Raw genomic sequence first — 25,108 nt, forward strand, 5'->3', positions numbered from 1 at the left:
AACGAACCTCGTGATAAGTGACAACGAGCGCTATGATCATCGGAATATCAGCCAATCCAAAGGCAGCTGCCATCGGCAAAACCGATATGAATATTTCCCCCGATTCACTCCAGGCCTTCGCTCAGGCCGCCAACTGCGGATCGCTCAGCGCCGCAGCGCGGCGTCTGGGCAAAAGCCAGTCGACCATCAGCGAGGCCGTCGCGCGCCTGGAAATCGACCTGGGCGTGGCACTGTTCGAACGCGGCCCACGCAAACTGCAGCTGACCGAAGCCGGTGCCAGCCTGTTGGCCCATGCAGAAGAAGTCCTCTGCGCCAGCGACCGCCTGGCGCGACACGCCGCCGGCTTGGCCAAAGGCCAGGAGGCGCGACTGACTCTGGCGTTGTCCGACGCCTACCAGCCGAAACAATACGAAGTTCGCCTGCAGGAACTGGATCAGCGCTTCCCCGATCTGCAGTTCGAAAGCCTGATTGCCGAGCAGGCCGATGTGCTCGACCTGATCACCCAGGGCCGCGCTCAGCTGGGACTGCTCGCCGCGCAAGCGGCCTATCCACCGCATATCGCCCACGCCCGCCTGGAAATGAGCAGCGAGTTCGGTCTGTTCGTCGCCAAGGATCACCCCCTGGGCAAGCTGCCACGAGTGCGTCAGGACGACTTGTCGCGCTGGCGTCTGCTGCGCCTGAGCAGCGTCGCCCATGACGATGCGAACACGGACGAGTTGCCCGGCAGCGGCGGCCGCTGCTGGGCCGCGCCGGACTACCTGATGCTGCTGGAAATGGCCAGACTGGGTTTCGGCTGGGCCGAACTGCCGCGGCAACTGGTCGATGCCTACGGCTTTGGTGGCCTGCATGAACTGCCCTGCAGTGGCTGGCCACGGCGGGTGACGGTGGACGCCATCTGGTCGCGCCAGCGCGAACTCGGTCCGGTCGCGGCCTGGTTGCTCGACCGCCTGCTGCAAGACGCCTGATGAAGGTCGCGCCAACGTCGCTCTCGACTTATCATGCCGCCCCATGATCAATGACCCTTTTTCCCGCCTGAACCTCGACCGCGAGGTGCTCAGTGTCAGCCAGCTCAACAACCGCGCCCGCCTGCTGCTGGAGGACGTGTTCGCCGGTATCTGGGTCGAGGGGGAAATCTCCAACCTCGCCCGCCCGGCCTCCGGCCACATCTACTTCACCCTGAAGGACAGCCAGGCTCAGGTGCGTTGCGCGCTGTTCCGACAGAACGCTGCGCGCGTACGCCAGGCGCTGCGTGATGGCCTGGCAGTGAAGGTGCGCGGCAAGGTCTCGCTGTTCGAAGGGCGTGGCGACTACCAGCTGATTCTCGACGCCGTGGAACCAGCGGGCGACGGCGCCCTGCGCCTGGCCTTCGAGGCACTAAAGGAAAAGCTCGGCGCCGAAGGTCTGTTCTCTACCGAACGCAAGATCGCCCTGCCCGCCCATCCCAAGCGCATCGGTATCGTCACCTCGCCTACCGGCGCGGTGATCCGCGACATCATCAGCGTGTTTCGTCGCCGCGCGCCGCAGGTGGAGCTGAACCTGATCCCCACCGCCGTACAGGGCCGTGAGGCCACCGCGCAGATCGTCCGGGCCCTGCAACGCGCCGACGCACAGGGTTTCGACGCACTGATCCTGGCCCGTGGTGGTGGCTCACTGGAAGACCTGTGGTGCTTCAACGAGGAAGCCGTGGCCCGCGCCGTGGCGGCCTGCGTGACGCCCATCGTCAGCGCCGTGGGACACGAGACGGATGTATCCATCGCCGACTTCGTCGCCGATGTGCGCGCCCCGACACCCTCGGCCGCTGCCGAACTGCTGGCACCGGACAGCAGCGAACTGGTGCAGCGCCTGCACAATCTGCAGCGCCGCCTGGTCCTGCAGATGCAGGCCCGCCTGGCTCGCGAACGCCTACGCCTGGAAGGAACGAGCCGACGCCTGCGCCATCCCGGTGAGCGCCTGCGCCAACAAGCCCAGCGCCTGGACGATCTGGACATGCGCCTGCGCCGTGCCTTCAACCAGCAACTGGCCAATCAGCGCGAGCGTCTGGCCCGTCTCGACGCTCGCCTCGCCGCACAGCATCCAGGGCGTAACCTGGCCCTGTTGCGCCAGCGCCTGGATGGCCTGGCCACACGGCTTCCACGCGCCATGCAAAGCCAATTGCGCAGCCAGCGCCAGCAACTGGGTGCACTGGCCGCGCAACTGCAGATCGTCAGCCCGCTGGCCACCCTCGGTCGCGGCTACAGCATCCTCCTCGACGAACGCGGCCAGGCCGTGCGCCGCGCCGCGCAGACCCAGCCCGGCCAGCGCCTCAAGGCTCGCCTTGGCGAAGGCGAACTGGACGTGCGCGTCGAAGACAACCACATACAACCGGCGACCTTGTCGCTATTGGATTGACTGAACATGCCTGCCCTTGCCCGTTTATTCATCACCGAGAAGCTTCGCGGGCAGAGCCCGCTCCTACACAAGCTGTGCCTGTTCGTCCTGGCTCTGTGTCTGGCCCTGCCCGCCCACGCCGAAGGCTTTATCACCCGCCTGCTGAACAAGCCGGTGCCGGGCGGTGTGGCGGTGATCGATCTGGGTAACCCGGCGCAGGCGCCCAAGGTGCGCTATCAGGGCAAGCCGGTGCTGACCGTGCATGAGGACAGCAAGCGCTGGATCGCCATCGTCGGCATTCCACTCAGCGTCAAACCGGGCACTCAGCAGATAGAGGTCGAGGGCGGCCAGAAGCTGAGTTTCCAGGTCGGTGCTAAGCACTACGCCGAGCAGCGCATCACAATCAAGAACCAGCAGCAGGTCACCCCCAACGCCGCCAACCTCAAACGCATCGAACGCGAACTGGCCGAGCAGACCCGCGCCTACCAGCAGTTCAGCGCACGCCAGCCGAGCAACCTGATGTTCGACAGACCAGTCAACGGCCCGCTGTCCAGTCCGTTCGGCTTGCGTCGTTTCTTCAACGGCGAAGAGCGCAACCCGCACTCGGGTCTGGACTTCGCCGCCAACCGCGGCACACCGATCAAGGCGCCAGCCGCCGGCAAGGTGATCCTCATCGGTGACTACTTCTTCAATGGCAAGACAGTGTTTCTCGATCACGGCCAGGGCCTGATCAGCATGTTCTGCCACCTGTCCGAGATCGACGTGAAGCTTGGCGACGAAATCGCCCGAGGTGGCCATGTCGGCAAGGTCGGAGCCACCGGACGCGCCACCGGCCCGCACCTGCACTGGAACGTCAGCCTCAACGACGCTCGGGTCGACCCGGCAATCTTCATCGGCGCGTTCAAGCCCTGAAAATACATAGCCTGCAATAGCAGCCGTTTGGGTTAACCGAACATTTTTGCTAGGGTACGGCGGCTCTGATGGCCGGCCCTGTAGCGCCGGCCCTCCCTCCTGCCTGCTTCGGAGCCGGAAATGCCGAATGAGCTCAACACCTGGATGGACTGGCTGAACACTCAGCCAGAACTGCTCACCCTCACCGCCACCCTCGCCCTGATCGTCGCCGCCTGGCTGTCGAACTGGGTAGTCAAACGCATCCTGGTCCGCGCCATCTACCGCCTGGTCGGCGCGACCGCCCTGGGCCGCCATGGCCAGATCAAGGAAAGCGGCATCATCAAGCGCCTGTCCAACATCGTGCCGGCGCTGGTGCTGTCCAGCGGCGTGGTTTTGGTGCCGGGCATGCCCGCTGCCGTGGTGGAAGTGACGCGCAACGTCTGCGGCGCCTTCGTGGTGCTGACCATCGCCATGGCCATTGGCGCGTTGCTGGATATCCTCAACACCCTTTACCAGCGTCGCCCCAACGCGCACCTGAAGCCGATCAAGGGCTACTTGCAGGTGATCAAGATCGCCATCTTCGCCATCGCCGCAATCTTGATGGTAGCGGCGCTGATTGATCGCTCGCCGCTGATCCTGCTGTCCGGCCTCGGCGCCATGGCCGCCGTGCTGATGTTGATCTTCCAGGACACCCTGCTGTCGCTGGTGGCCAGCGTGCAGATTTCCTCCAGCGACATCATCCGCGTCGGTGACTGGGTGGAAATGCCCCAGCTGAACGCTGACGGCGACGTGATCGATATCGCCCTGCACACGGTCAAGGTGCAGAACTGGGACAAGACCATCACCACCATCCCGACCAAGCGCTTCATCACCGACCCGTTCAAGAATTGGCGCGGCATGCAGGAGTCGGGTGGGCGTCGGATCAAACGTGCGCTGTTTCTGGATCAGACCAGTGTACATTTCCTCAGCGACGAGGAGATCGCACGGCTGCGCCGCTTCATGCTTCTGGATGAGTACCTCGATCGCAAGGACCAGGAACTGCAGGACTGGAACGCCAAGCTGGCCGAGCACGGCAAGGAAGCGGTGAACACCCGGCGCATCACCAACATCGGCAGCTTCCGTGCCTACGTCGAGCACTACTTGCGGCACAACCCGAACATCCACCAGAACATGACCCTGCTGGTGCGCCAGCTCAGCCCGACTGCCGACGGCCTGCCGCTGGAAATCTACTGCTTCACCAACACCATCGCCTGGAATGCCTATGAAGGTATCCAGTCGGACATCTTCGACCACCTGCTGGCCATCCTCCCCGAGTTCGGCCTGCGCGTGTTCCAGCATCCGAGCGGTGCGGACATGCGCGAACTGCGGCCAGCCATCGTCGAACAGCACGGGGCGGCTCAATGAAACGCTAGTGGTGCGTCCCTGAACGACGTGTTACAGAGCCTTTGCCCCAAAATCGGTCGGAGCTTGCCATGATTACCCTGCATCACCTGAACAACTCGCGCTCGCAACGCATCCTCTGGATGCTCGAAGAGATTGGTATCGACTACCAGATCAAGCACTACCAGCGCGACCCGCAGACTATGCTCGCCCCTGCCGAGCTGCGCCAGGTGCATCCTCTGGGCAAGTCGCCGCTGATCACCGACGGCGAACTGACCCTGGCCGAATCCGGCGCCATCATCGAATACCTGGCCGAGCGCTATGGCGATTGGTTGCTGCCTGCCGCCGGCAGCCCGGAACGCCTGCGCTACCGCTACTGGTTGCATTACGCCGAAGGCTCGGCGATGCCACCACTGTTGCTCAAGCTGGTCTTCGACAAGCTGCGCAGCGCGCCAATGCCGTTCTTTATCAAACCCATCGCCAGAGGCATCGCGAACAAGGTCAGTCAGGCGTTCATCTCGCCGCAGTTGAAGCTGCATTTCGACTACCTGGAGAGCCAACTGAGCGAGCACGACTGGTTTGCCGGTGATGCCTTCAGCGCTGCCGATATTCAGCTCAGCTTCCCGCTTGAAGCAGCTGCCGCCCGTGGAGTGCTAACCAACCACCCGCGTCTGAGCGATTTTCTGCAACGCATTCATGCCAGGCCGGCTTATCGCCGAGCCCTTGAAAAAGGTGGCGCATATGACTACGCCGATTGAAGGCTGACTATAAGAGGTGCAGGGGCGAGCCGCCGCAAGCCCCCACAAACACGATTCGCCGAAAACGCACCTTTCAAAGCAATAAAATCCGCCAGCAAACGCTATCCAGCAATAAATCGGCGTTTTTTAAGCAAGCATTGCCATATCCACCTGCTATGGATAGGGTGCCCACATGAAAAACATCTTTCTCGTCCGCCAGCTCGCATGCCTGCGACTGGTCAGCCCGCGACTGCGAAGCCCCGCCTGAAACCCCGTTTCATGGCCGCCCGGCCTCGTGTTCGACTCCCATTTCGCAGGACCCTCTCATGACCATGCTCAAAGACCCGTCGCAGAAGTACCGTCCGTTCACCCAGATTCAGATTCCGGACCGCACCTGGCCGGACAAGATCATCGACAAGGCGCCGATCTGGCTGTCGACCGACCTGCGCGACGGCAACCAGTCGCTGATCGAGCCGATGGATGCCGAGAAGAAGATGCGCTTCTTCAAGTGCCTGGTGGCCGTGGGCCTGAAGGAAATCGAAGTGGGCTTCCCGTCCGCCTCTCAGACCGACTTCGACTTCGTCCGCGAGCTGATCGAAGGCGGCCACATCCCCGACGACGTCACCATCCAGGTGCTGACCCAGGCCCGTGACGACCTTATCGAGCGCACCTTCGAGTCGCTGAAAGGCGCCAAAAAGGCCATCGTCCATTACTACAACGCCTGCGCACCGAGCTTCCGCAAGATCGTCTTCAACCAGGACAAGGCCGGCGTCAAAGCCATTGCCGTAGCCGCCGGCACCACCATCAAGCGCCTGGCCGATGCCGCGCCGGAAACCCAGTGGGGCTTCGAGTATTCGCCGGAAGTGTTCAGCAGCACCGAGATCGATTTTGCCGTCGAGGTGTGCAACGCGGTGATCGGTGTGTTCCAGCCGACCCCGGCGAACAAGTTGATCCTCAACCTGCCCGCCACCATCGAGTGCGCCACGCCGAACAACTACGCCGACCAGATCGAGTGGTTCGGTCGTCACGTCGACCGCCGCGACAGCGTGCTGATCAGCGTGCACACCCACAATGACCGTGGCACTGGCGTCGCAGCCTCGGAGCTGGCCGTCATGGCTGGCGCCGACCGCGTCGAAGGCTGCCTGTTCGGTAACGGCGAGCGCACCGGCAACGTCTGCCTGGTGACCCTGGCGCTGAACCTCTACACCCAGGGCGTAGACCCTGAGCTGGACTTCTCCGACATCGACGCCGTGCGCAAGGTGGTCGAGGACTGCAACCAGATCCCGGTGCACCCGCGCCATCCGTACGTCGGCGATCTGGTGCACACCGCCTTCTCCGGCTCGCACCAGGACGCCATCCGCAAGGGCTTCGCCCAGCAGAAGCAAGATGCCCTCTGGGAAGTGCCCTACCTGCCGATCGACCCGGCCGACATCGGCCGCGACTACGAGGCGGTGATCCGCGTGAACAGCCAGTCGGGCAAGGGCGGTATCACCTTCCTGCTCGAGCAGGAGTACGGCATCAGCCTGCCGCGGCGCATGCAGATCGAGTTCAGCCAGGTAGTACAGCGCGAAACCGATCGCCTCGGTCTGGAAATGACAGCCGCGCAGATCCATCAGTTGCTCGAAACCGAATACCTGCAAGCGCGCAGCCCCTACACCCTTAAAGGGCATCGTCTGCAGGAAGAGAATGGCACCAGCGCGGTGGATATCGAGGTTATCGAGGGCGCTGAAAAACACCACTGGCGCGGCATCGGCAAGGGCCCACTGGAAGCCCTGGCCGCAGCCCTGCCCGTCGCGGTGGAAGTCATGGACTACAGCGAGCACGCCATCGGCGCCGGCACCAATGCCAAGGCGGCTGCCTACATCGAGCTACGCGTCAACGGCGGTCGCGCCCTGCACGGCATCGGCATCGACGAGAACCTGACCACCGCGAGCTTCCGCGCCCTGTTCAGCGCGCTGAACCGAGCCCTGAGCCAGGCCGAGTCGCAAGCGGCCTGATGTCCTTAAGCGCCACTCACAAAAAACGCCGGGCAATGCCCGGCGTTTTTGTATGCGCAGCCCGGATGAAATCCGGAAAGGATATCGCAAACATCAGTAGCGTTTCGGGCATCCTGTAGGAGCGGCGCCCCGCCGCGAATACCGGCGGCGCTGGCTCGAAAAGCTTCGCCCCGAGGCGGGGCTCCTACGAAAAGCCGCTTTGCATGTACTTGTGTCCGTAGCTCGGATGAAATCCGGGCACATACACTCAGACATCGAAAATCATCAGCACCGCGAACATCAGCGCGGCCAGGCCGAGGGTGAACATCACACCGATACCCGCCGACCGCCAGTTGGACAGAAACGCACCACCGGCCTCTGCATGCTGCTTGAGATCGGCTTCCATGAGGCTCTTGGCAAACATGATCATAGCCATCAACTGTGCAATGGCGAACGGCATGGCGGGCACCTCCTCCGGCAAGACGAAAGCCAGGACCAAGGTAACCACCAGAAGCAAGACGGCAATACCCCAGACCATCGCCACTCGATCTGCCTTGCCGAGCAGTTGCAGGTTATGCGCCAGCAGCCAGGCGCCAGCCAGCGGCGTGCCGATGAAGGTCGCCAGGCCAACACCCGCGACGCTGTAGAGCGGCGACTGATTGGTGGTGGCCTGCTGCAGGTCGGCCTGCGGAGGCTGAAAGGGATTGCTCTGCTGTACGTCCATGTTCATGTAGCTTCTGATCAGTTCAAGGTGAAGGCATCGGCATCCAGGTGTGCGGGGAAGCGCTCGCGGTAGGCAGCCAGTGCCTCGCTCGACAGCCGGGCGCGGAACACACCATCACCATCGCCAGCCGCCAGCAGGGTCTCGCCCTGGAAATCCAGTACCTGAGAATCGCCAGTATATCCGTGGCCCTTACCGTCCTCGCCGACGCGGTTCACAGCCGCGACATAGCACAGGTTCTCGATGGCTCGCGCTGGCAGCAGGCGGTTCCAGTGCTGGCGACGCGCCCCCGGCCAATTGGCGGTATACAGCAGCAGATCGGTGCCACCCGCATCGCGACTCCAGACCGGGAAGCGCAGGTCGTAGCAGATCAGCGGGCGCACGCGCCAGCCCTTGAGCTCCAGCACGACCTGCTCGCTACCGGCGCGGTAATGCTTGTGCTCACCGGCCATGCGAAACAGATGACGCTTGTCGTAATGCCCCCATGAACCGTCCGGGCGCGCCCACAGCAGGCGATTGCGGTAGCTGCCGTCGGCCGCCTGGATGATCAGGCTGCCGCAGATCACCGCATCGATACGCTGCGCCTGCTCGCGCAGCCAGACGCTGCTGGGGCCATTCTCGGGCTCGGCCAGCTCGGCCGACTCCATGGAAAAACCTGTGCTGAACATCTCCGGCAGGATCACCAGATCAGCGCCATGCGCCTGCTCCAGCAATGCCTGAAAGTGTTCACGGTTGGCCGCCGGATCATGCCAGGCCAGGGTGGTCTGGATCAGAGCCAGTTCGAGATCGGGTTTGCTGCTCATCGGGGCACCTCGTTCGCCGTAGGGCGGGTGAAACCCGCCAACTCCTTACAGGCAGGTTACACCCGCCCTACTCTCACACCGCACAGAGTTTCTCGGCGGCCTGGCGCAGGGTTTCTTCACGCTTGGCGAAGCAGAAGCGCACCAGGCGCATATCCTCGGGCGCCGACTGGTAGAACACCGACACCGGGATCGCCGCCACGCCGTGCTCACGCGTCAGCCACTCGGCCATGGCCACGTCGTCCAGATCGGGGCGAATGGCCGAATAGTCGGCCAACTGGAAATAGGTACCCGGAGCGCGGGTGAAGGTGAAGCGCGAGCCAGCCAGCAGATCGCAGAACAGGTCGCGCCTGGCCTGGTAAAAAGCCGGCAGCTCCTCGACATGCTCGGGGTGCGCGGCCATGAAGTCGGCCAGTGCGAACTGCAGCGGCGTCACGCCGCAGAAATTGACGTACTGATGGATCTTGCGTAGTTCCGCGGTCAGTGCCGGCGGCGCCACCACGTAGCCAGTCTTCCAGCCAGTCACGTGATAAGTCTTGCCGAAAGAGCTGACCACAAAGGCGCGCTGATACAGCTCGTCGTGGGCCAGCACGCTGGCATGGCGGGCGCCGTCGTAGATCAGGTGCTCATAGACCTCGTCGCTGATCACATGGATATCGCGGCCACGAATCAGCTCGGCCAGCTTGTCCAGGTCGGCACGGGTCAGCAGCGCACCACTGGGGTTGTGCGGGGAGTTGAGGAAGATCAGCCGGGTGCGCGGGCTGATGGCATCACTCAGGCGCTGCCAGTCCACGGCGAAATCCGGCAATGCCAGCGGCACATGCACACAGCGCCCGCCGGCCAGCTCCACCGACGGCTCGTAGCTGTCGTAACAAGGGTCGAGGACGATGGCTTCATCACCCGGACGGATCAGCGCCTGTACCGCGCAAAAGATCGCCTCGGTGGCGCCGGGGGTGATGGTGATCTCGCTGTCGGCATCACGCTGCACGCCATAGCTGCGGGCGATCTTCGCCGCCACCTGCTGGCGCAGACTGGGCAACCCGGTCATCGGCGAATACTGGTTGCGCCCTTCCATGACGTGGCGCGCCACGGCTTCGCGCAACTCCTGCGGCCCATCGAAATCTGGGAAACCCTGGGACAGATTGATCGCGCCAGTCTCCAGAGCGAGCTGGGACATCCGCGTGAAGATGGTGGTGCCGACGTTGGGCAGTTTGCTGACGAGCATCGCGACTTCCTACGAAGAACTAGGCAAGCCGCGAGGATAGCCGAAGGGCGCCATAGGCGGCACCCGCAGTGCTTATGAAAAAGAGCTGGAAGCTTATGCCGTGCACGCCGAGCGTTCTCCGGCGTGCACGCTTCTGCAGAGCTTACTTGCGCTTGTCCTTGCGCTTGTCCTTGCGCTTCTTCTCGGCCTTCTTGTGGTGGCTCATCAGGCGACGCTTCTTGTTCACCTGGCGGTCGGTGAGCTTGTTCTTGTTGCCCTCGTAGGGGTTCTCGCCACCCTTGTACTCGATGCGAATCGGCGTACCGACCAGTTTCAGCACACGGCGGAAGGTGTTTTCCAGGTAACGGGAGTAGGCGCGCGGTACGGCGTCGACCTGGTTACCGTGAATCACGATCAGCGGCGGGTTGGCACCGCCCAGGTGGGCATAGCGCAGCTTGATGCGGCGACCATTGACCAGAGGCGGCGCGTGGTCGCTGACGGCGTCTTCGAGAATCTGCGTCAGGCGGCTGGTCGGCCAGCGGGTGATGGCCGACTTGAACGAGGCCTGCACCGACTTGTACAGATGGCCGACGCCAGTACCGTGCAGGGCAGAGATGAAGTGGATATCGGCGAAGTCGACGAAGAACAGCCGGCGCTCCAGCTCGGTCTTCACGTAATCCTTCTGCCCCTGGTCCATGCCGTCCCACTTGTTCAGGGCGATGACCAGGGCGCGGCCGCTTTCCAGCACGAAGCCAAGCAGGTTGAGGTCGTGGTCGACCACGCCTTCGCGGGCATCCATGACGAACACCACGACGTTGGAGTCCTGAATGGCCTGCAGCGTCTTGACCACGGAGAACTTCTCCACGGCCTCGAAGATCTTGCCGCGACGGCGCACGCCGGCGGTGTCGATCAGGGTGTACTTCTCGTCGTCACGCTCGAACGGGATGTAGATGCTGTCGCGCGTGGTGCCAGCCTGGTCATAGACGATGACCCGCTCTTCGCCGAGCATACGGTTGACCAGGGTCGACTTGCCCACGTTGGGGCGGCCGATGATGGCCAGCTTGATGCCATCCTTCTCGCTCGGGCCGGGAATGCGCTTGGCCTCCTGGCCTTCCAGCACTTCTTCCTCTTCTTCGGCGCCCTCTTCCGGCTCACCAGCGTCCTTTGGGAAAGCGCCGAGAACCACTTCGAGCATCTGGGTGATGCCACGACCATGGGCACCGGCAATCGCCAGCGGTTCGCCAAGGCCCATGGGGCTGAACTCGGCGCGAGCCAGGTCGACGTCGAGGTTGTCGACCTTGTTCACCACCAGGAAGCTCTGCTTGTTACGACGGCGCAGGTGCTCGCCGATCATCTGGTCGGAGGCGGTCATGCCGGCGCGCGCGTCCACCAGGAACAGCACGGCATCGGCCTCTTCAATGGCCTGTAGCGATTGCTCGGCCATCTTCGCGTCGATGCCTTCTTCGTCACCGGAAATACCCCCGGTGTCGATCACGATGTAGGTGCGCCCCTGCCACTTCGCCTCGCCATACTGGCGGTCGCGGGTCAGACCGGACAGGTCGCCGACGATGGCGTCGCGGCTGCGGGTCAGGCGGTTGAAGAGTGTGGACTTGCCGACGTTCGGCCGGCCCACCAGGGCAATTACGGGAACCATCAGGCTCTCCACTTGAGTTAATTCAGAAAATGCAAAGGCCGCTGCACGGGCAGCGGCCGGAATCTGTTGCGCTGCTGCATCCAAGACTCAGGTCTGGATGCAGCATAGTCGGTTCATTTGATGGTCAGTGCCACCAACTTGCCGCTGTTGCCGTAGACGTACAGCCAATCCCCGACAACCAACGGCTGGGCACGCAGGCCATCGCTGTCGATGCGGGTACGACCGACGAAACGACCATCGACCTGGCTCAGCAGATGCAGATAGCCTTCCACATCGCCCACGGCCACGTAACTGGAGAACACCTGCGGTGCCGACAGCTGACGACGCGCCAGGGAGTCGTTGCTCCACAGAGCCGAAGCGCTACGCTCGTCGATACCTTCGACGGTGCCACTGGCATGGCTGACGTATACGTTACCGAAACCCTGAGCGACGCCTACCGAACTGGATGCCTCGCGTTGCCACAGCACACGACCAGACTCCAGATCCATGGCAGCGACACGGCCCTGATAGCTCACTGCGTAGACGGTGCCACCGGACAACAGCAAGCCGCCATCGATATCCACCACGCGCTCGAGTTCGGAACGACCTTGTGGTACGGCAACGCGCTGCTCCCAAACCGGCAGGCCGCGCTGGGCGTCGACCGCGACCACCTTGCCGCTGGACAGGCCAGCGACCACCAGACGGTTGGTCACCAGCGGAGCGCCAGTGCCGCGCAGGGTCAGTACGGCCGGGGTGTTCTCGACGATCCAGCGCTGGCTACCGGTGCTGGCATCGAAGGCGATCAGGCGATCGTCCTGGGTCTGCACCACGACGATATCGCCATTGGTCGCTGGTGCAGCCAGCACTTCGCTGGTCACGCGCGAGCGCCACTGTTCTTCACCGTCGCTGGAGTCGAGCGCGATCACTTCGCCCTTGAGCGTACCTACCAGTACCTGGCCGTAGCCCACGCCAATGGCGCCGGAAACCGGGATGTCGAGCTTCTTGCGCCAGATGACCTTGCCGCTGGTGCGGTCCATGGCCATCACCAGGCCTTCGACGTCGGCGGCGTAGATCACCTCGCCATCGATGGCCGGTACCAGCATATTGAAGGTTTCGCCCTGACCATCACCGACAGAACGGCTCCATTCGGTACGCAACTCGACTTCTTCGTCGAATTTGGTCAGTTCGGCGGGCGGCAGTTCCTTCTTGCTATTGCTGCTGCAACCCACGGCCAGAACGGCCAGAGCCAGCAGTGCGGCATTCTTCCAACGCATCACGTCACGCATCCCCTTTTGCCAGGTCGTCCAGCTTCATCTGCAGACCGCCAACAGCGGCGTCTTCGGCCAGCGCATCCTTGGCCTTCTGATAGGCGGCGTGCGCGTCATCGCTGCGACCCAGCTGTACCAGCAGGTCGCCCTTGAGTTCTTCACGGCTAGCGAGGAAAGCTTCCTCGACCTTGGCATCGAGCAGTTTCAACGCATCATCAGCCTTGTTCTGCGCGGCCAGCACACGGGCCAGGCGCTGACGTGCCAGCTCATTGAGCGTGGCGTCGGCAGGCTTGTCGAGCACGCGCTGTAGCGCTGCAGCGGCATCGTCGAGGCGGTCCGCCTCGACGGCGACCTTGGCGACGAAAAGGCTGCCGTACTGGGCGTAGTGGCTACCGCCAAACTCGCTGTCGAGCTTGCCGGCCAGTTCGGCAACCTTCGCGGCGTCGGGCTTGCCGGCCGGGTCCAGTGCGGTTTCCAGCAGTTGCTGGTAGATCACCGAGGCGCTCTGCGCCTGATTGACCTGATACTTCTGCCAGCCCTGCCAGCCGAATACGGCTACCAGCGCCAGTACGCCGCCGGCCAACAAAGGCTTGCCGTTGCGATCCCACCAATCCTTGAGTTGCGCGATCTGTTCGTCTTCGGTCTGCATGTCTAACCCCGTACTCCTAATCGAGAGCCTGCTCAGGCCTGCTGGCAGGCAGCCAGATGCTCAGCCAGAGCATCCCAGGCAACGCTTTGTTGTTCACTGTCGTCGCGCAGCGGCTTGCAACCTACCACGCGCCCTGCCAATTCGTCGTCCCCCAGAATCAGCGCATAGCGTGCACCGCTCTTGTCGGCCTTCTTGAACTGGCTCTTGAAGCTGCCGCCACCGCTATTGAGCAGCAGACGCAAACCCGGCAACTCGTCGCGCAGACGCTCGGTCAGCGTCAGCGCCGCCAGCTCCGCCGCCTCGCCAAAGGCGCAGACGTAGACATCGGCAGCGCGATTGAGCTCGGCCGGCAACAAGTCCAGGGTTTCCAGCAGCAGCACCAGGCGCTCGACACCCATGGCGAAGCCGACACCCGGCGTGGCTTTGCCACCCAGTTGTGCCACCAGGCCGTCGTAGCGACCACCGGCGCATACCGTGCCTTGAGCACCAAGCTTGTCGGTGACCCACTCGAACACGGTGCGGTTGTAGTAATCCAGACCGCGCACCAGTTTGTGGTTGATCTGATAGCGAATGCCAGCTGCATCCAGACGCGCCTTGACGCCCTCGAAATGCAGACGCGACTCCTCGTCGAGGTAGTCGCCCAAGGTCGGCGCACCGACCAGCACGGCCTGGGTCGCCTCGTTCTTGCTGTCGAGAATGCGCAGCGGATTGGTGGTCAGACGACGCTGGCTGTCCTCGTCGAGCTGGTCGAAGCGCTCCTGCAGGTAGGCCACCAGGGCGTCGCGATACGCAGCGCGCGCCTCGCTGGAACCCAGGCTGTTGAGCTGCAGGGTCACGGCATCGGCCAGGCCGAGTTTCTTCCACAGACGCCAGGTAAGCACGATCAGCTCGGCATCGACGTCAGGCCCCGGCAGGTTGAAGGCTTCCACACCCACCTGATGGAACTGGCGATAACGGCCTTTCTGCGGCTTCTCGTAGCGGAACATGGGGCCGGCGTACCACAACTTCTGCACCTGGCCGCCACCGGACAAACCATGCTCGAGCACGGCGCGCACGCAACCGGCGGTGCCTTCGGGGCGCAGAGTCAGGGATTCTTCGTTGCGGTCGAGGAAGGTGTACATCTCCTTGTCGACCACGTCGGTGCCCTCGCCGATGCCCCGGGCGAACAGCTCGGTGTACTCGACGATGGGCAAGCGGATTTCCTTGTAGCCGTAGCCGTCGAGCAGGCTGACCAAGGTGCTTTCCAGGTAACGCCAGGCAGGCGTCTGCTCCGGCAGAATATCGTTCATGCCACGGATGGCTTGCAGGGACTTGCTCAATTGTATTCCTTACGCACGGATCAGCCGCGCACAATCACGGCGGCATCAGCGGCGACCTTTTCGGCTGCCTTGTCGCGAATGAGCTTTTCCAGCTCGTCCACCAGGTTTTCGTTGGTCAGCTTCGAGGCCGGTTTGCCATCGATATAGACCAGATTGTTCGGGCTGCCGCCAGTGAGACCGATATGCGCCTCCTTGGCTTCGCCAGGGCCATTGACCACGCAGCCGATCACGGCCACGTCCAGCGGCACCAGCAGGTCCTCGACGCGGGCTTCCAGCTCGTTCATGGTCTTGACCACATCGAAGTTCTGCCGCGAGCAGCTCGGGCAGGCGATGAAGTTGATGCCACGCGAACGCAGACGCAAAGACTTGAGAATGTCGAAGCCAACCTTGATCTCTTCCACCGGGTCGGCGGCCAGCGAGATGCGGATGGTATCGCCAATCCCCTCGGCCAGCAGCATGCCCAGGCCGACTGCGGACTTCACGGTACCGGAGCGCAGGCCGCCGGCTTCAGTAATGCCCAGGTGCAGCGGTTGCTCGATCTGCTTGGCCAGCAGGCGATAGGCCTCGACGGCCATGAACACGTCGGAGGCCTTCACGCTGACCTTGAAATCGGGGAAGTTAAGGCGATCCAGGTGCTCGACATGGCGCAGCGCGGATTCCACCAGCGCCGCGGGAGTCGGCTCGCCGTACTTCTTCTGCAGATCCTTCTCCAGGGAACCGGCGTTGACGCCGATGCGGATCGGAATGCCCTTGTCACGAGCAGCCTCGACCACCGCCTTGACGCGATCCTCGCGGCCGATATTGCCGGGGTTGATGCGCAGGCAGTCGACACCCAGCTCTGCCACACGCAGAGCGATCTGGTAGTCGAAATGGATGTCAGCCACCAGTGGTACGCGCACCTGCTGTTTGATGCGGCCAAAGGCCTCGGCGGCTTCCATATCCGGCACGGAAACACGCACGATATCAGCGCCGGCATTTTCCAGGCGCTGGATCTGCGCCACGGTAGCAGCCACATCGTTGGTGTCGGTGTTGGTCATGCTCTGCACCGCGATCGGCGCATCGCCGCCCACCGGTACCGAGCCAACCCAGATCTTGCGCGACAGTCGGCGCTTGATCGGCGATTCGCAATGCATGCTTTACAACCCCAGTTTCAGGCGCGCGGTTTCGCCAGTCATGTGCGGCGCAACGTCAACGCTTTCGCCGTTGTAGGCCACCTGGGCACCACGGGCAAAACCCAGACGCAGTTCCAGCGGTGCCTTGCCAGCAAGTTCGATACGTTCACCGCTGCGTTTGAGTGCGCTTAGCAGGACCTTGCCATCAGCATCGGTAACCTGAGTCCAGCAATCGGCGGTGAACTGCACGTTGAGCACACCCTGCCCAGCAGAGGCGGCTACAGGCGTTGCAGGTTCGGCTGCAGGTGCAGCCGGAGCAGGAGCAGCCGGTGTATTCGATACAGGCGCAGCAGGAGCCTCTTGCACGCTTTCAGCGGTGCCGGTTTCGGCAGCAGGCTGTTCTGCGGTGCTGACAGCTTCTGGTGCTTCACCTGGCTCGACCGGCAGCAGCAGCGGGCTGCTCTGCTCGTTGCCCTGAGCGGCGATCACCGCCTGGTCTTCCGGCTCGGCAAGCGAGTGCACCTGAGTGGTACCGTCGGCGCCTTCCACCTCCACATGCTCGAGCCCCAGATCAGCCAAGCTGGCCACCGGGCGGCCCTGATCCTGCCACCAGAGAAAACCTGCACCGATCAACGCCAGCAACAACAGGAAGCTGACCAGACGCAGGATGCTCTGCGAATAGCGCACGGGCTCTTCGATACGTCCCAAGGCATGCACACTGCTACCAGAGGCATCTGTCCCGGTGAACTGATCGAACTCCATCACCAGCCGGTTCTGGTCCATTTCGAGAAGCTTGGCATAGGCGCGAATGTAACCACGGGCGAAGGTGGTACCCGGCAGTTTGTCGAAAGCACCGGCCTCGATCTGGGCAAGACGTTGAGGAGTCAGGTTGAGCTGAGTCGCCACCTCGGCGACGCTCCACCCTTTGATCTCCCGGGCCTGACGCAGACTTTCACCCGGATTGGTCGGCATCGGCTGTGTCACTTCGCTATGTGCCGCGTTCATTGTTGCCCCGAAACAAATTGCTGATATTCCTGAGAGGCCGGATACAGGCGACGCAACTGCAGGCCCAGACTGGCGGCCTTGTCACGATCCTCGAATACGTCGGCCAAACGTGCGCCGAGCAGCAGGCTGCGCGCATTCTGTGGTGCCATTTCGCTGTAGCTGTCGTAGTAACGACGCGCTGGCACGTACTCCTTGTCCTCATAGGACAGAACGGCCATTTCCAGCAATGCGCGTGGCTGACGACTACTCAGGCGCAAGGCGCGCTGGAAGTACTCTTTGGCCTGCTCACGCTGACCGAGCTGCAGAGCGGTCATGCCCAGATTCTCGAAAACCCGGGAACGCTCTGGATAGAGGTTGTCCTCTGCAGCTTTGAGATAGGTGCTCATGGCCTCCTGATAACGCTTCTGCTCAAACAGGAAACCACCATAGTTGTTTAGCAGACGGGCGTCCTTCGGGCGCTGGGACAGCGCTTTGCGAAAATGCTCATCGGCCAGCTTTGGCTCCATTTCCAGCTGGAAGGCCATAGCTAGCGCGGCATGCGCGTCTGCATTCGACGAATCGAGATCAAGTGCATTCTTCAGCGGCACCTTGGCGCGCTGCGTGTCGCCCTGCTGGATATAGGCAAGACCCAACTGAACATAGGCATCGCGTGCTTCGTCACGCCCCTTGGCCGTACGCATGGGGTCAATATTGCCCGTGGTGACGCAACCAGCGAGCAGACTGACAACGAGCAACAACAGCGCTGGGCGCAGGATCATAGGCATCCTCTCTTCAATTTCGATTGGCGGCAGCATGAGGCTCTTGCGCCTCGTTGCCCAGCTGGCGCACGGCGATGTAACGCTCGCTGCGCCGAGTACGGTCCATGACCTGGCCAACCAACTGGCCGCAAGCCGCATCGATATCGTCACCGCGGGTAGTACGTACCGTGACGTTATGGCCGGCCTTGTGCAACAGGTCCTGGAAGCGGCGAATGGCGTTATTGCTCGGCCGCTCGTACCCCGAGAAGGGGAAGGGATTAAACGGAATCAGGTTGATCTTGCAAGGTACATCGGCCAGAAGTGCGACCATCTGCTCAGCGTGCGCGGGCTGATCGTTGACACCTTTGAGCAGGGTGTACTCGATGGTCAGCACACGTTTCTCGCCAAGTTTGGAGATATAGCGCTTACAGGCGGCCAGAAGCATTTCCAGCGGGTACTTCTTGTTGATAGGCACCAGCTGATTGCGCAGCTCGTCGTTGGGTGCGTGCAACGACAGGGCCAGGGACACGTCGATGACCTCGGCCAGCTTGTCGATCATCGGCACCACGCCGGAGGTGGACAGGGTTACCTTGCGCTTGGAAATGCCGTAGCCAAGGTCGTCCATCATGATCTGCATGGCAGAGACGACGTTATCGAAGTTCAGCAGCGGCTCGCCCATGCCCATCATCACCACGTTGGTAATGGCGCGATCGACCTTCGCGGGAACGGTGCCAAAGGACTTGTTGGCGATCCACACCTGGCCGATGATCTCGGCGCTGGTCAGGTCGCTGTTGAAGCCTTGCTTGCCGGTGGAGCAGAAGCTGCAATCCAGGGCGCAACCAGCCTGCGACGACACACACAGCGTGCCACGGCCGTTCTGCGGGATGTACACGGTTTCCACGCAGCTACCCGACGCCACGCGCACCACCCACTTGCGCGTGCCATCGGCAGAAATGTTTTCGCTGACCACTTCCGGGCCGCGAATCTCGGCAGAGGCCTCGAGCTTCTCGCGCAAGGCCTTGCCGACATTGGTCATGGCGGCGAAATCATCGACGCCAAAGTGATGAATCCACTTCATTACCTGGCCGGCACGGAAGCGCTTCTCGCCGATGGACTCGAAGAACTGTTCCATTTCCGGCTGGGTCAGGCCCAGCAGGTTGATCTTGCCGGTGGTATTGGTCATGGCTTCACCCTCGCATCATTCGCCAATCAGCGAATGCGCGCGCACAGCTCGGTAGCGGAGAAGAAGTAAGCGATCTCGCGAGCAGCAGAGGCTTCGGAATCCGAACCGTGAACAGCATTTTCGTCGATGGAAACGGCGAAGTCAGCACGGATGGTGCCGGCAGCCGCTTCTTTCGGGTTGGTGGCACCCATCAGCTCGCGGTTTTTCAGAACGGCGTCTTCACCTTCCAGAACCTGAACGATGACCGGACCGGAGGTCATGAAGGCAACCAGATCCTTGAAGAAGCCACGCTCGCTGTGCTCAGCGTAGAAACCAGCGGCTTCGCGCTCGGACAGTTGCACCATCTTCGAAGCAACAACGCGCAGGCCGGCTTTTTCGAAACGGGTGGTGATCTCACCGATGACGTTCTTGGCAACGGCGTCAGGCTTGATGATGGAGAAAGTACGTTGAACAGCCATGTGAAGCTCCAGAAACTTTAGGGTTAAAGCGAAAAATTAAACCCGCGAATTATACGCGGGTTCCGGTTAAAAGCGTAGGGCGAGCGCCGTAAGCGCCTGTTTCAATCGAGTTCTTCGATCCAGGCGGCCTGTATCGCCTCCAGGACCTTCTCTCCCCCACGCTGCGGGTCATCGGAGAACTCCGGCAACTCCACGACCCAGCGATGCAGATCGACAAAGTTGACGTAGCGCGGATCGACATCCGGCTTCTGCTCGCTCAACTCGATGGCGATGTCCAGTACATCGACCCATTTCAGACTCATGATGATGCTTCCTGGATTAATGCGGCGCTTCAGCCGCGTGATTCAGCGAATACTTGGGAATCTCGACGGTGAGATCTTCCTCGCCAACGATGGCCTGACAGGCCAGGCGCGACTGAGCCTCAAGCCCCCAGGCCTTGTCCAGATAGTCCTCTTCCAGCTCGTCGGCCTCGTTCAGCGAGTCGAAACCTTCACGTACGATGCAGTGACAAGTGGTGCAGGCACAGACACCGCCGCAGGCGCTTTCCATCTCGATATGGTGCTCGTGCGCCAACTCAAGAATGGAAATGCCAGGCTCGGCCTCGACCACCAGGCCATCCGGGCAGAATCGCTCGTGAGGCAGAAAAATTACCTGCGGCATCAATTATTCCTCGATCTCATTCAGATTGCGCCCGGCCAGCGCAGCTTTTACCGTCGAATCCAGGCGGCGGGCCGCGAACGCATCGGTTACCTGGGACAGTCGCTTGGTCTGCCGCTCGATGGCCAGACCATCATTGCTCGCAAGCAGGTCGCGCAACTCCTGCACCTCCAGCTCGATGACCTGGCGCTCCTCGGCATCCAGCAAGCGCTCGCCATCGGCCTGCAGCGCTGCTTCGACCGCCTCGATCAGACGCTGACCATCGACCTGCTGCTCACGCAGCGCGCGCGCAGCCTTGTCACCTCCAGCGTTCTGGAAGGAGTCCTGCAGCATGCGTGCAATTTCGCCATCGGTCAGACCGTAAGATGGCTTGACCTGAATGCTCGACTCGATGCCGGAGCTCAGCTCACGCGCCGCGACACTGAGCAGACCGTCCGCATCGACCTGGAAGGTCACGCGGATCTTCGCAGCCCCCGCCACCATCGGTGGAATGCCGCGCAACTCGAAACGCGCCAGGGAGCGGCAATCGGCGATCAGCTCACGCTCGCCCTGCAGCACGTGAATCATCATGGCCGTCTGGCCATCCTTGTAAGTGGTGAACTCCTGCGCACGCGCCACAGGGATGGTGGTATTACGCGGAATCACCTTCTCCATCAGCCCGCCCATGGTTTCCAGGCCGAGCGACAGGGGTATCACGTCCAGCAGGAGCAACTCCTCACCATCGTCACGCTGATTGCCGGCCAGAGCATCGGCCTGGATCGCAGCACCAATGGCCACCACCTGATCCGGATCGATATTGGTCAGCGGCGCACGACCGAACAGCTCGCCTACAGCCTCACGCACACGCGGCACGCGGGTGGAGCCACCGACCATGACTACCGCACCAACCTCTTCCAGCTCGACACCGGAATCACGCACGGCGCGACGACAGGCCTTGAGACTGCGCGCCACCATCGGCTCGATCAGCGCCTCGAACTGCGTGCGCGACAACGAACCACGCCACTCACCATGGCTCAGCTCGACACTATCGGCATCCGTCAGCCCTTCTTTGGCCACACAGGCAGTCTGCAGCAGGCTGCGCTGGGTCGCCGGGTCGAGATCACTGGAAATACCGGCTTGCTGGATGATCCAGTCGGCCACGGCATGATCGAAGTCGTCACCACCCAGCGCGCTGTCGCCGCCGGTAGCCAGTACCTCGAACACACCACCGGTCAGACGCAGGATGGAAATGTCGAAAGTGCCGCCACCCAGGTCATAAATGGCGACTACGCCCTCTGCTTTCTGATCCAGGCCATAGGCGACTGCAGCAGCAGTGGGCTCGTTGAGCAGACGCAGAACCGTAAGACCGGCCAGGCGCGCAGCATCCTTGGTGGCCTGACGCTGAGCGTCATCGAAATAAGCTGGAACGGTAATCACCGCACCGACCAACTCACCGCCCAAGGTCTGTTCAGCACGCAAGCGCAGGGTCTTGAGAATTTCCGCCGAGACTTCGACCGGGCTCTTCGCCCCCTGCACGGTCTCGATGAAGGGCATATGCGACTCGCCCACCGCGAAGCGGTAAGGCATCTGCTCGCCGAGCTGATGTACGTCGGCGATACCGCGCCCCATCAGGCGCTTGACCGACAGCACGGTATTGAGCGGATCGCTGGCGGCCGCCAGCTTGGCCGACTCGCCGACCTCGATGCTTCCAGCGTGGTAACGCACGGCAGACGGCAGGATGACCTTGCCATCATCGTCAGCCAAGGGCTCAGCCAGGCCGCTGCGCACAGCGGCAACCAGCGAGTTGGTGGTACCCAGGTCAATACCCACTGCCAGACGACGCTGGTGCGGTTGCGGGCTCTGCCCGGGCTCGGCGATCTGCAATAAGGCCATGGTCTTCTTGAAGTCATCAGGCAGGCTGCCGTGGCAACCTACAGGTTAATCGTCGAGGCGCTCTTCTAACTGGCGCACTTCATGGGAGAGCTTGTCGAGGAACTGCATGCGGCGCATCAGGCGCTCGGCCTCTTCACGGCGAGCTTCGTCATCCCAGCAAGCAGCGAAGCGCTCGTTGAGCTGCTCCTGCGCTGTTTTCAGACGACGCTTGAAAGCGGCGACACCGGCCAGATCGGCACCGTCCTGCAGTTCTTCCAGCTCTTCGCGCAGCTGCATCTGCTGCAGAAGGAAATCCGGATCCTGCACCGTCACTTCCAAGGGCAGCTCGGGGCCACGCATCGCAAGCAGGTAGCGCGCACGCTGAGACGGCGTTTTCAGAACCTGATACGCCTCGTTGAGGCAGGCCGAGCGCTCAAGCGCTATGCGCTGCTCACGCTCACCGGCATCGGCGAAACGATCCGGATGAACCTGACGCGCCAGCTCACGGTAGCGGACAGCCAGCTGCTCCAGATCGAGGCGAAAGCTCGGCTGCAGGTCGAACAGGGCGAAATGACACGGATTACCCACGAGAATGCCTCAAACGTTGAAGCTTTCGCCGCAACCGCATTCGCCGCGCACGTTGGGGTTGATGAACTTGAAGCCCTCGTTGAGGCCTTCCTTGACGAAGTCCAATTCAGTGCCATCGAGATAGACCAGGCTCTTGGGATCGATGATCACCTTGACGCCATGGCTCTCGAATACCTGATCCTCTGCCGCCAGCTCATCGACGAACTCGAGCACGTAGGCCAGGCCGGAGCAACCGGTAGTGCGCACACCCAGGCGAATACCCTCACCCTTGCCGCGCCCTTCAAGAGAGCGTTGCACGTGGCGGGCAGCTGCTTCAGACATGGTGATGGCCATTACAAACCTCGTATCAGAGCAAGCCTTTCTTCTGCTTGTAGTCGCGCACAGCGGCCTTGATGGCATCTTCGGCGAGCACGGAGCAGTGAATCTTAACCGGCGGCAACGCCAGTTCTTCGGCGAGCTGGGTGTTCTTGATGCTTTCGGCCTCATCCAGGGTCTTGCCCTTCATCCACTCGGTAGCGAGGGAGCTGGAGGCGATAGCGGAACCGCAACCGTAGGTCTTGAACTTGGCGTCTTCGATAACGCCGCTCTCGTTGACCTTGATCTGCAGGCGCATCACGTCGCCACAGGCCGGCGCACCGACCATGCCGGTGCCGACATCCGGATCTTCGGCATTGAGCTTGCCGACGTTACGCGGATTTTCGTAGTGGTCGATGACCTTGTCACTGTAAGCCATGTTGTACTTCCTCTCTCATCAGGTGCCGCTCTTCAGGTGGGACCGCCCATCGAGCGATCCGCCTCGGCAGCTATCAGTGTGCTGCCCATTCCACGGAGGAAATGTCGACACCTTCTTTGAACATATCCCACAGGGGCGACAGTTCGCGCAGCTTGTCCACGGCCTCACGGACCTTGGCAGCGGCGTAGTCGACCTCTTCTTCGGTGGTGAAACGACCGAAGGTGAAGCGAATCGAGCTATGCGCCAGTTCATCGTTGCGGCCCAGGGCACGCAGCACGTAGGACGGCTCCAGGGAAGCCGAGGTGCATGCCGAACCGGACGATACGGCGAGATCCTTGAGCGCCATGATCAGCGACTCACCCTCGACGTAGTTGAAACTCAGGTTGAGGTTGTGCGGCACGCGAGCAGTCAGACTGCCATTCACGTACAGCTCCTCCATATCTTCCAGCTGGCGGTAGAAACGATCACGCAGAGCGGCGATACGCTGATTCTCTGCAGCCATTTCTTCCTTGGCGATGCGGAACGCTTCACCCATGCCGACGCACTGGTGAGTGGCCAGGGTACCCGAGCGCATACCGCGCTCGTGACCGCCACCGTGAGTCTGCGCTTCCAGACGTACGCGCGGCTTGCGGCGAACGTAAAGAGCACCGACGCCCTTGGGACCATAGGTCTTGTGCGCGGAGAAAGACATCAGGTCGACCTTCATCTTCTCCAGGTCGATTTCCACCTTGCCGGTGGACTGCGCCGCATCGACATGCAGCAGTACGCCGCGCGAACGAGTCAGCTCGCCGATGGCGGCGATGTCGTTGATGGTGCCGATTTCGTTGTTGACGTGCATGACCGACACCAACACGGTGTCTTCACGCAGCGCGGCTTCGACCATGGCCGGCGTAATCAGGCCATCCTCGCCCGGATCCAGATAGGTCACTTCGAAACCTTCGCGCTCAAGCTGGCGAGTGGTATCCAGTACCGCCTTGTGCTCGATCTTCGAGGTGATGATGTGTTTGCCCTTGCTGGTATAGAAGTGCGCAACACCCTTGATTGCCAGGTTATTGGACTCGGTTGCACCGCTGGTCCAGACGATCTCGCGCGGGTCGGCATTGACCAATTCGGCGACCTGGCGACGTGAATTTTCCACAGCTTCTTCGGCCTTCCAGCCGAACACATGGGAGCGCGAAGCCGGGTTGCCAAAGTTACCGTCGACCAGCAGGCATTCACTCATCTTCTGCGCAACACGCGGATCTACCGGCGTGGTGGCGGAATAATCGAGGTAAATGGGCAATTTCATTAGGTTTCTCCTATCAGGCAAACGCCCTGCTCACTCGATGGCAGACGCTTCAATCTTATCCAGGCGCGGCGTCCTGCCATTGCAGCGGCGCTGATCCTGGCGCAACGCGACCTCTTGAACCTCACGGCGCGCGACCAGATCGGCCAGGCTGATGCCACTGAGGAACTCATGAATCTGCTGACTGAGATCGCACCACAGGTGATGGGTCAGACAGGTGTCGCCAGAATGGCAATCGCCTTGCCCCTGGCAACGCGTGGCATCTACCGACTCGTTGACCGCATCGATCACCTGAGCCACCTGAATGCCGCGCATGTCACGCGAAAGCTGATAGCCGCCACCTGGCCCGCGAACACTGGAAACCAGACTGCCACGGCGCAGCTTGGCGAACAGTTGCTCGAGATAAGACAGGGAGATGCCCTGCCGCTCGGATATATCGGCCAGGGAAACGGGACCGTGCTGTGCGTGCAGCGCCAGATCCAGCATGGCGGTAACGGCGTAACGGCCTTTGGTGGTCAGTCGCATGGCTCTACCACGAATCACTGAATTGCGGC

The 25,108-nt window shown here is 62.1% G+C and carries 26 protein-coding genes; 6 read left to right on the top strand and 20 right to left on the bottom strand.

The annotated features are described in order from the left end of the window. Positions 1-86 precede the first annotated feature (86 nt). The 6 genes from BLT86_RS12945 (at position 87) to leuA (ending at position 7,372) form a co-directional block, all read left to right on the top strand. The gene (locus BLT86_RS12945; protein ID WP_197676059.1) at positions 87-965 is read left to right on the top strand and encodes a LysR family transcriptional regulator; all 879 of its coding nucleotides are present in this window, start codon (positions 87-89) and stop codon (positions 963-965) included. Positions 966-1,008: 43 nt separating this feature from the next. Then, positions 1,009-2,388 carry an exodeoxyribonuclease VII large subunit gene (gene xseA / locus BLT86_RS12950; protein ID WP_092377229.1) on the top strand — a complete coding sequence of 460 codons (1,380 nt, stop codon included), beginning with the start codon at positions 1,009-1,011 and terminating at the stop codon, positions 2,386-2,388. A gap of 6 nt (positions 2,389-2,394) precedes the next feature. After that, the gene (locus BLT86_RS12955; protein WP_231976540.1) at positions 2,395-3,279 is read left to right on the top strand and encodes a peptidoglycan DD-metalloendopeptidase family protein; all 885 of its coding nucleotides are present in this window, start codon (positions 2,395-2,397) and stop codon (positions 3,277-3,279) included. Between the two features lie 120 nt (positions 3,280-3,399). Next, positions 3,400-4,662: a mechanosensitive ion channel family protein gene (locus BLT86_RS12960; protein WP_064495697.1), complete on the top strand. Its 1,263-nt coding sequence runs from the start codon at positions 3,400-3,402 to the stop codon at positions 4,660-4,662. A 68-nt stretch (positions 4,663-4,730) separates the two neighbouring features. Next, a complete protein-coding gene (locus BLT86_RS12965) occupies positions 4,731-5,396 on the top strand; it encodes a glutathione S-transferase family protein (RefSeq protein WP_092377232.1) in 666 nt (221 codons plus the stop codon). Between the two features lie 305 nt (positions 5,397-5,701). Then, the gene (gene leuA / locus BLT86_RS12970) at positions 5,702-7,372 is read left to right on the top strand and encodes a 2-isopropylmalate synthase (RefSeq protein WP_074917900.1); all 1,671 of its coding nucleotides are present in this window, start codon (positions 5,702-5,704) and stop codon (positions 7,370-7,372) included. Between the two features lie 247 nt (positions 7,373-7,619). Here the strand turns inward: leuA and BLT86_RS12975 are convergent, their stop codons facing one another. The 20 genes from BLT86_RS12975 to iscR form a co-directional block, all read right to left on the bottom strand. Beyond that, positions 7,620-8,081, bottom strand: coding sequence for a hypothetical protein (locus BLT86_RS12975; RefSeq protein WP_231976541.1), 462 nt, complete (start codon positions 8,079-8,081; stop codon positions 7,620-7,622). Between the two features lie 11 nt (positions 8,082-8,092). After that, entirely contained in the window at positions 8,093-8,875 is a 783-nt protein-coding gene (locus tag BLT86_RS12980; protein WP_090336113.1) for an amidohydrolase, read from the bottom strand. Positions 8,876-8,948: 73 nt separating this feature from the next. After that, positions 8,949-10,097, bottom strand: coding sequence for a pyridoxal phosphate-dependent aminotransferase (locus BLT86_RS12985; RefSeq protein WP_092377235.1), 1,149 nt, complete (start codon positions 10,095-10,097; stop codon positions 8,949-8,951). 142 nt (positions 10,098-10,239) lie between these two features. Further along, positions 10,240-11,730, bottom strand: coding sequence for a ribosome biogenesis GTPase Der (gene der, locus BLT86_RS12990; RefSeq protein ID WP_092377240.1), 1,491 nt, complete (start codon positions 11,728-11,730; stop codon positions 10,240-10,242). A gap of 113 nt (positions 11,731-11,843) precedes the next feature. Beyond that, the gene (gene bamB, locus BLT86_RS12995; protein ID WP_072426058.1) at positions 11,844-12,995 is read right to left on the bottom strand and encodes an outer membrane protein assembly factor BamB; all 1,152 of its coding nucleotides are present in this window, start codon (positions 12,993-12,995) and stop codon (positions 11,844-11,846) included. Next, positions 12,988-13,626 (bottom strand): tetratricopeptide repeat protein, encoded by a 639-nt coding sequence (locus BLT86_RS13000; protein ID WP_074917892.1) that lies wholly within the window; start codon positions 13,624-13,626, stop codon positions 12,988-12,990. The genes bamB and BLT86_RS13000 overlap by 8 nt, the downstream gene beginning before the upstream one ends. Before the next feature lie 32 nt (positions 13,627-13,658). Further along, the gene (gene hisS, locus BLT86_RS13005; protein WP_072426060.1) at positions 13,659-14,945 is read right to left on the bottom strand and encodes a histidine--tRNA ligase; all 1,287 of its coding nucleotides are present in this window, start codon (positions 14,943-14,945) and stop codon (positions 13,659-13,661) included. A 20-nt stretch (positions 14,946-14,965) separates the two neighbouring features. Continuing rightward, complete coding sequence (gene ispG / locus BLT86_RS13010) at positions 14,966-16,078, bottom strand: flavodoxin-dependent (E)-4-hydroxy-3-methylbut-2-enyl-diphosphate synthase (RefSeq protein WP_074917888.1); 1,113 nt, start codon at positions 16,076-16,078, stop codon at positions 14,966-14,968. Positions 16,079-16,081: 3 nt separating this feature from the next. Continuing rightward, positions 16,082-17,062 (bottom strand): RodZ domain-containing protein, encoded by a 981-nt coding sequence (locus BLT86_RS13015; RefSeq protein ID WP_074917886.1) that lies wholly within the window; start codon positions 17,060-17,062, stop codon positions 16,082-16,084. Then, the gene (gene pilW, locus BLT86_RS13020) at positions 17,059-17,820 is read right to left on the bottom strand and encodes a type IV pilus biogenesis/stability protein PilW (protein WP_092377243.1); all 762 of its coding nucleotides are present in this window, start codon (positions 17,818-17,820) and stop codon (positions 17,059-17,061) included. Before pilW ends, BLT86_RS13015 begins: the two co-directional genes overlap by 4 nt. A gap of 13 nt (positions 17,821-17,833) precedes the next feature. After that, complete coding sequence (gene rlmN, locus BLT86_RS13025) at positions 17,834-18,982, bottom strand: 23S rRNA (adenine(2503)-C(2))-methyltransferase RlmN (RefSeq protein WP_072426063.1); 1,149 nt, start codon at positions 18,980-18,982, stop codon at positions 17,834-17,836. A gap of 26 nt (positions 18,983-19,008) precedes the next feature. Beyond that, entirely contained in the window at positions 19,009-19,440 is a 432-nt protein-coding gene (ndk, locus tag BLT86_RS13030) for a nucleoside-diphosphate kinase (RefSeq protein ID WP_072426064.1), read from the bottom strand. A gap of 101 nt (positions 19,441-19,541) precedes the next feature. Next, complete coding sequence (gene iscX / locus BLT86_RS13035) at positions 19,542-19,742, bottom strand: Fe-S cluster assembly protein IscX (RefSeq protein ID WP_017675178.1); 201 nt, start codon at positions 19,740-19,742, stop codon at positions 19,542-19,544. A gap of 16 nt (positions 19,743-19,758) precedes the next feature. After that, positions 19,759-20,100, bottom strand: coding sequence for an ISC system 2Fe-2S type ferredoxin (gene fdx / locus BLT86_RS13040; protein WP_003459694.1), 342 nt, complete (start codon positions 20,098-20,100; stop codon positions 19,759-19,761). 3 nt (positions 20,101-20,103) lie between these two features. Further along, complete coding sequence (gene hscA / locus BLT86_RS13045; protein WP_092377246.1) at positions 20,104-21,969, bottom strand: Fe-S protein assembly chaperone HscA; 1,866 nt, start codon at positions 21,967-21,969, stop codon at positions 20,104-20,106. Positions 21,970-22,014: 45 nt separating this feature from the next. Then, positions 22,015-22,536, bottom strand: a complete 522-nt coding sequence (gene hscB / locus BLT86_RS13050) for a co-chaperone HscB (protein WP_092377249.1) — start codon at positions 22,534-22,536, stop codon at positions 22,015-22,017. Between the two features lie 9 nt (positions 22,537-22,545). Continuing rightward, on the bottom strand, positions 22,546-22,869 hold the full coding sequence (gene iscA / locus BLT86_RS13055; RefSeq protein ID WP_017675181.1) for an iron-sulfur cluster assembly protein IscA: 324 nt from the start codon (positions 22,867-22,869) through the stop codon (positions 22,546-22,548). 13 nt (positions 22,870-22,882) lie between these two features. Further along, positions 22,883-23,269, bottom strand: coding sequence for a Fe-S cluster assembly scaffold IscU (gene iscU / locus BLT86_RS13060; RefSeq protein WP_003246233.1), 387 nt, complete (start codon positions 23,267-23,269; stop codon positions 22,883-22,885). A 73-nt stretch (positions 23,270-23,342) separates the two neighbouring features. Then, complete coding sequence (locus BLT86_RS13065) at positions 23,343-24,557, bottom strand: IscS subfamily cysteine desulfurase (RefSeq protein ID WP_092377252.1); 1,215 nt, start codon at positions 24,555-24,557, stop codon at positions 23,343-23,345. 30 nt (positions 24,558-24,587) lie between these two features. Further along, a complete protein-coding gene (gene iscR, locus BLT86_RS13070) occupies positions 24,588-25,079 on the bottom strand; it encodes a Fe-S cluster assembly transcriptional regulator IscR (RefSeq protein ID WP_037001944.1) in 492 nt (163 codons plus the stop codon). Positions 25,080-25,108: the final 29 nt, after the last annotated feature.

The organism is Pseudomonas sihuiensis (genome assembly GCF_900106015.1).
Classification (GTDB): domain Bacteria; phylum Pseudomonadota; class Gammaproteobacteria; order Pseudomonadales; family Pseudomonadaceae; genus Aquipseudomonas; species Aquipseudomonas sihuiensis.

Excerpts from the sequence above, each read along its gene's own strand:
- pilW (WP_092377243.1), bottom strand. The coding sequence starts at position 17,820 with ATGATCCTGCGCCCAGCGCTGTTGTTGCTCGTTGTCAGTCTGCTCGCT.
- iscX (WP_017675178.1), bottom strand. The coding sequence starts at position 19,742 with ATGAGTCTGAAATGGGTCGATGTACTGGACATCGCCATCGAGTTGAGC.
- hscA (WP_092377246.1), bottom strand. The coding sequence starts at position 21,969 with ATGGCCTTATTGCAGATCGCCGAGCCCGGGCAGAGCCCGCAACCGCAC.
- rlmN (WP_072426063.1), bottom strand. The coding sequence starts at position 18,982 with ATGACCAATACCACCGGCAAGATCAACCTGCTGGGCCTGACCCAGCCG.
- fdx (WP_003459694.1), bottom strand. The coding sequence starts at position 20,100 with ATGCCGCAGGTAATTTTTCTGCCTCACGAGCGATTCTGCCCGGATGGC.
- BLT86_RS13065 (WP_092377252.1), bottom strand. The coding sequence starts at position 24,557 with ATGAAATTGCCCATTTACCTCGATTATTCCGCCACCACGCCGGTAGAT.
- BLT86_RS12945 (WP_197676059.1), top strand. The coding sequence starts at position 87 with ATGAATATTTCCCCCGATTCACTCCAGGCCTTCGCTCAGGCCGCCAAC.
- BLT86_RS12985 (WP_092377235.1), bottom strand. The coding sequence starts at position 10,097 with ATGCTCGTCAGCAAACTGCCCAACGTCGGCACCACCATCTTCACGCGG.
- bamB (WP_072426058.1), bottom strand. The coding sequence starts at position 12,995 with ATGCGTGACGTGATGCGTTGGAAGAATGCCGCACTGCTGGCTCTGGCC.
- BLT86_RS12965 (WP_092377232.1), top strand. The coding sequence starts at position 4,731 with ATGATTACCCTGCATCACCTGAACAACTCGCGCTCGCAACGCATCCTC.
- BLT86_RS13015 (WP_074917886.1), bottom strand. The coding sequence starts at position 17,062 with ATGAACGCGGCACATAGCGAAGTGACACAGCCGATGCCGACCAATCCG.
- BLT86_RS12960 (WP_064495697.1), top strand. The coding sequence starts at position 3,400 with ATGCCGAATGAGCTCAACACCTGGATGGACTGGCTGAACACTCAGCCA.
- BLT86_RS12955 (WP_231976540.1), top strand. The coding sequence starts at position 2,395 with ATGCCTGCCCTTGCCCGTTTATTCATCACCGAGAAGCTTCGCGGGCAG.
- BLT86_RS13000 (WP_074917892.1), bottom strand. The coding sequence starts at position 13,626 with ATGCAGACCGAAGACGAACAGATCGCGCAACTCAAGGATTGGTGGGAT.
- iscR (WP_037001944.1), bottom strand. The coding sequence starts at position 25,079 with ATGCGACTGACCACCAAAGGCCGTTACGCCGTTACCGCCATGCTGGAT.
- BLT86_RS12980 (WP_090336113.1), bottom strand. The coding sequence starts at position 8,875 with ATGAGCAGCAAACCCGATCTCGAACTGGCTCTGATCCAGACCACCCTG.
- ndk (WP_072426064.1), bottom strand. The coding sequence starts at position 19,440 with ATGGCTGTTCAACGTACTTTCTCCATCATCAAGCCTGACGCCGTTGCC.
- ispG (WP_074917888.1), bottom strand. The coding sequence starts at position 16,078 with ATGCATTGCGAATCGCCGATCAAGCGCCGACTGTCGCGCAAGATCTGG.
- iscA (WP_017675181.1), bottom strand. The coding sequence starts at position 22,869 with ATGGCCATCACCATGTCTGAAGCAGCTGCCCGCCACGTGCAACGCTCT.
- iscU (WP_003246233.1), bottom strand. The coding sequence starts at position 23,269 with ATGGCTTACAGTGACAAGGTCATCGACCACTACGAAAATCCGCGTAAC.
- BLT86_RS12975 (WP_231976541.1), bottom strand. The coding sequence starts at position 8,081 with ATGAACATGGACGTACAGCAGAGCAATCCCTTTCAGCCTCCGCAGGCC.
- xseA (WP_092377229.1), top strand. The coding sequence starts at position 1,009 with ATGATCAATGACCCTTTTTCCCGCCTGAACCTCGACCGCGAGGTGCTC.
- leuA (WP_074917900.1), top strand. The coding sequence starts at position 5,702 with ATGACCATGCTCAAAGACCCGTCGCAGAAGTACCGTCCGTTCACCCAG.
- der (WP_092377240.1), bottom strand. The coding sequence starts at position 11,730 with ATGGTTCCCGTAATTGCCCTGGTGGGCCGGCCGAACGTCGGCAAGTCC.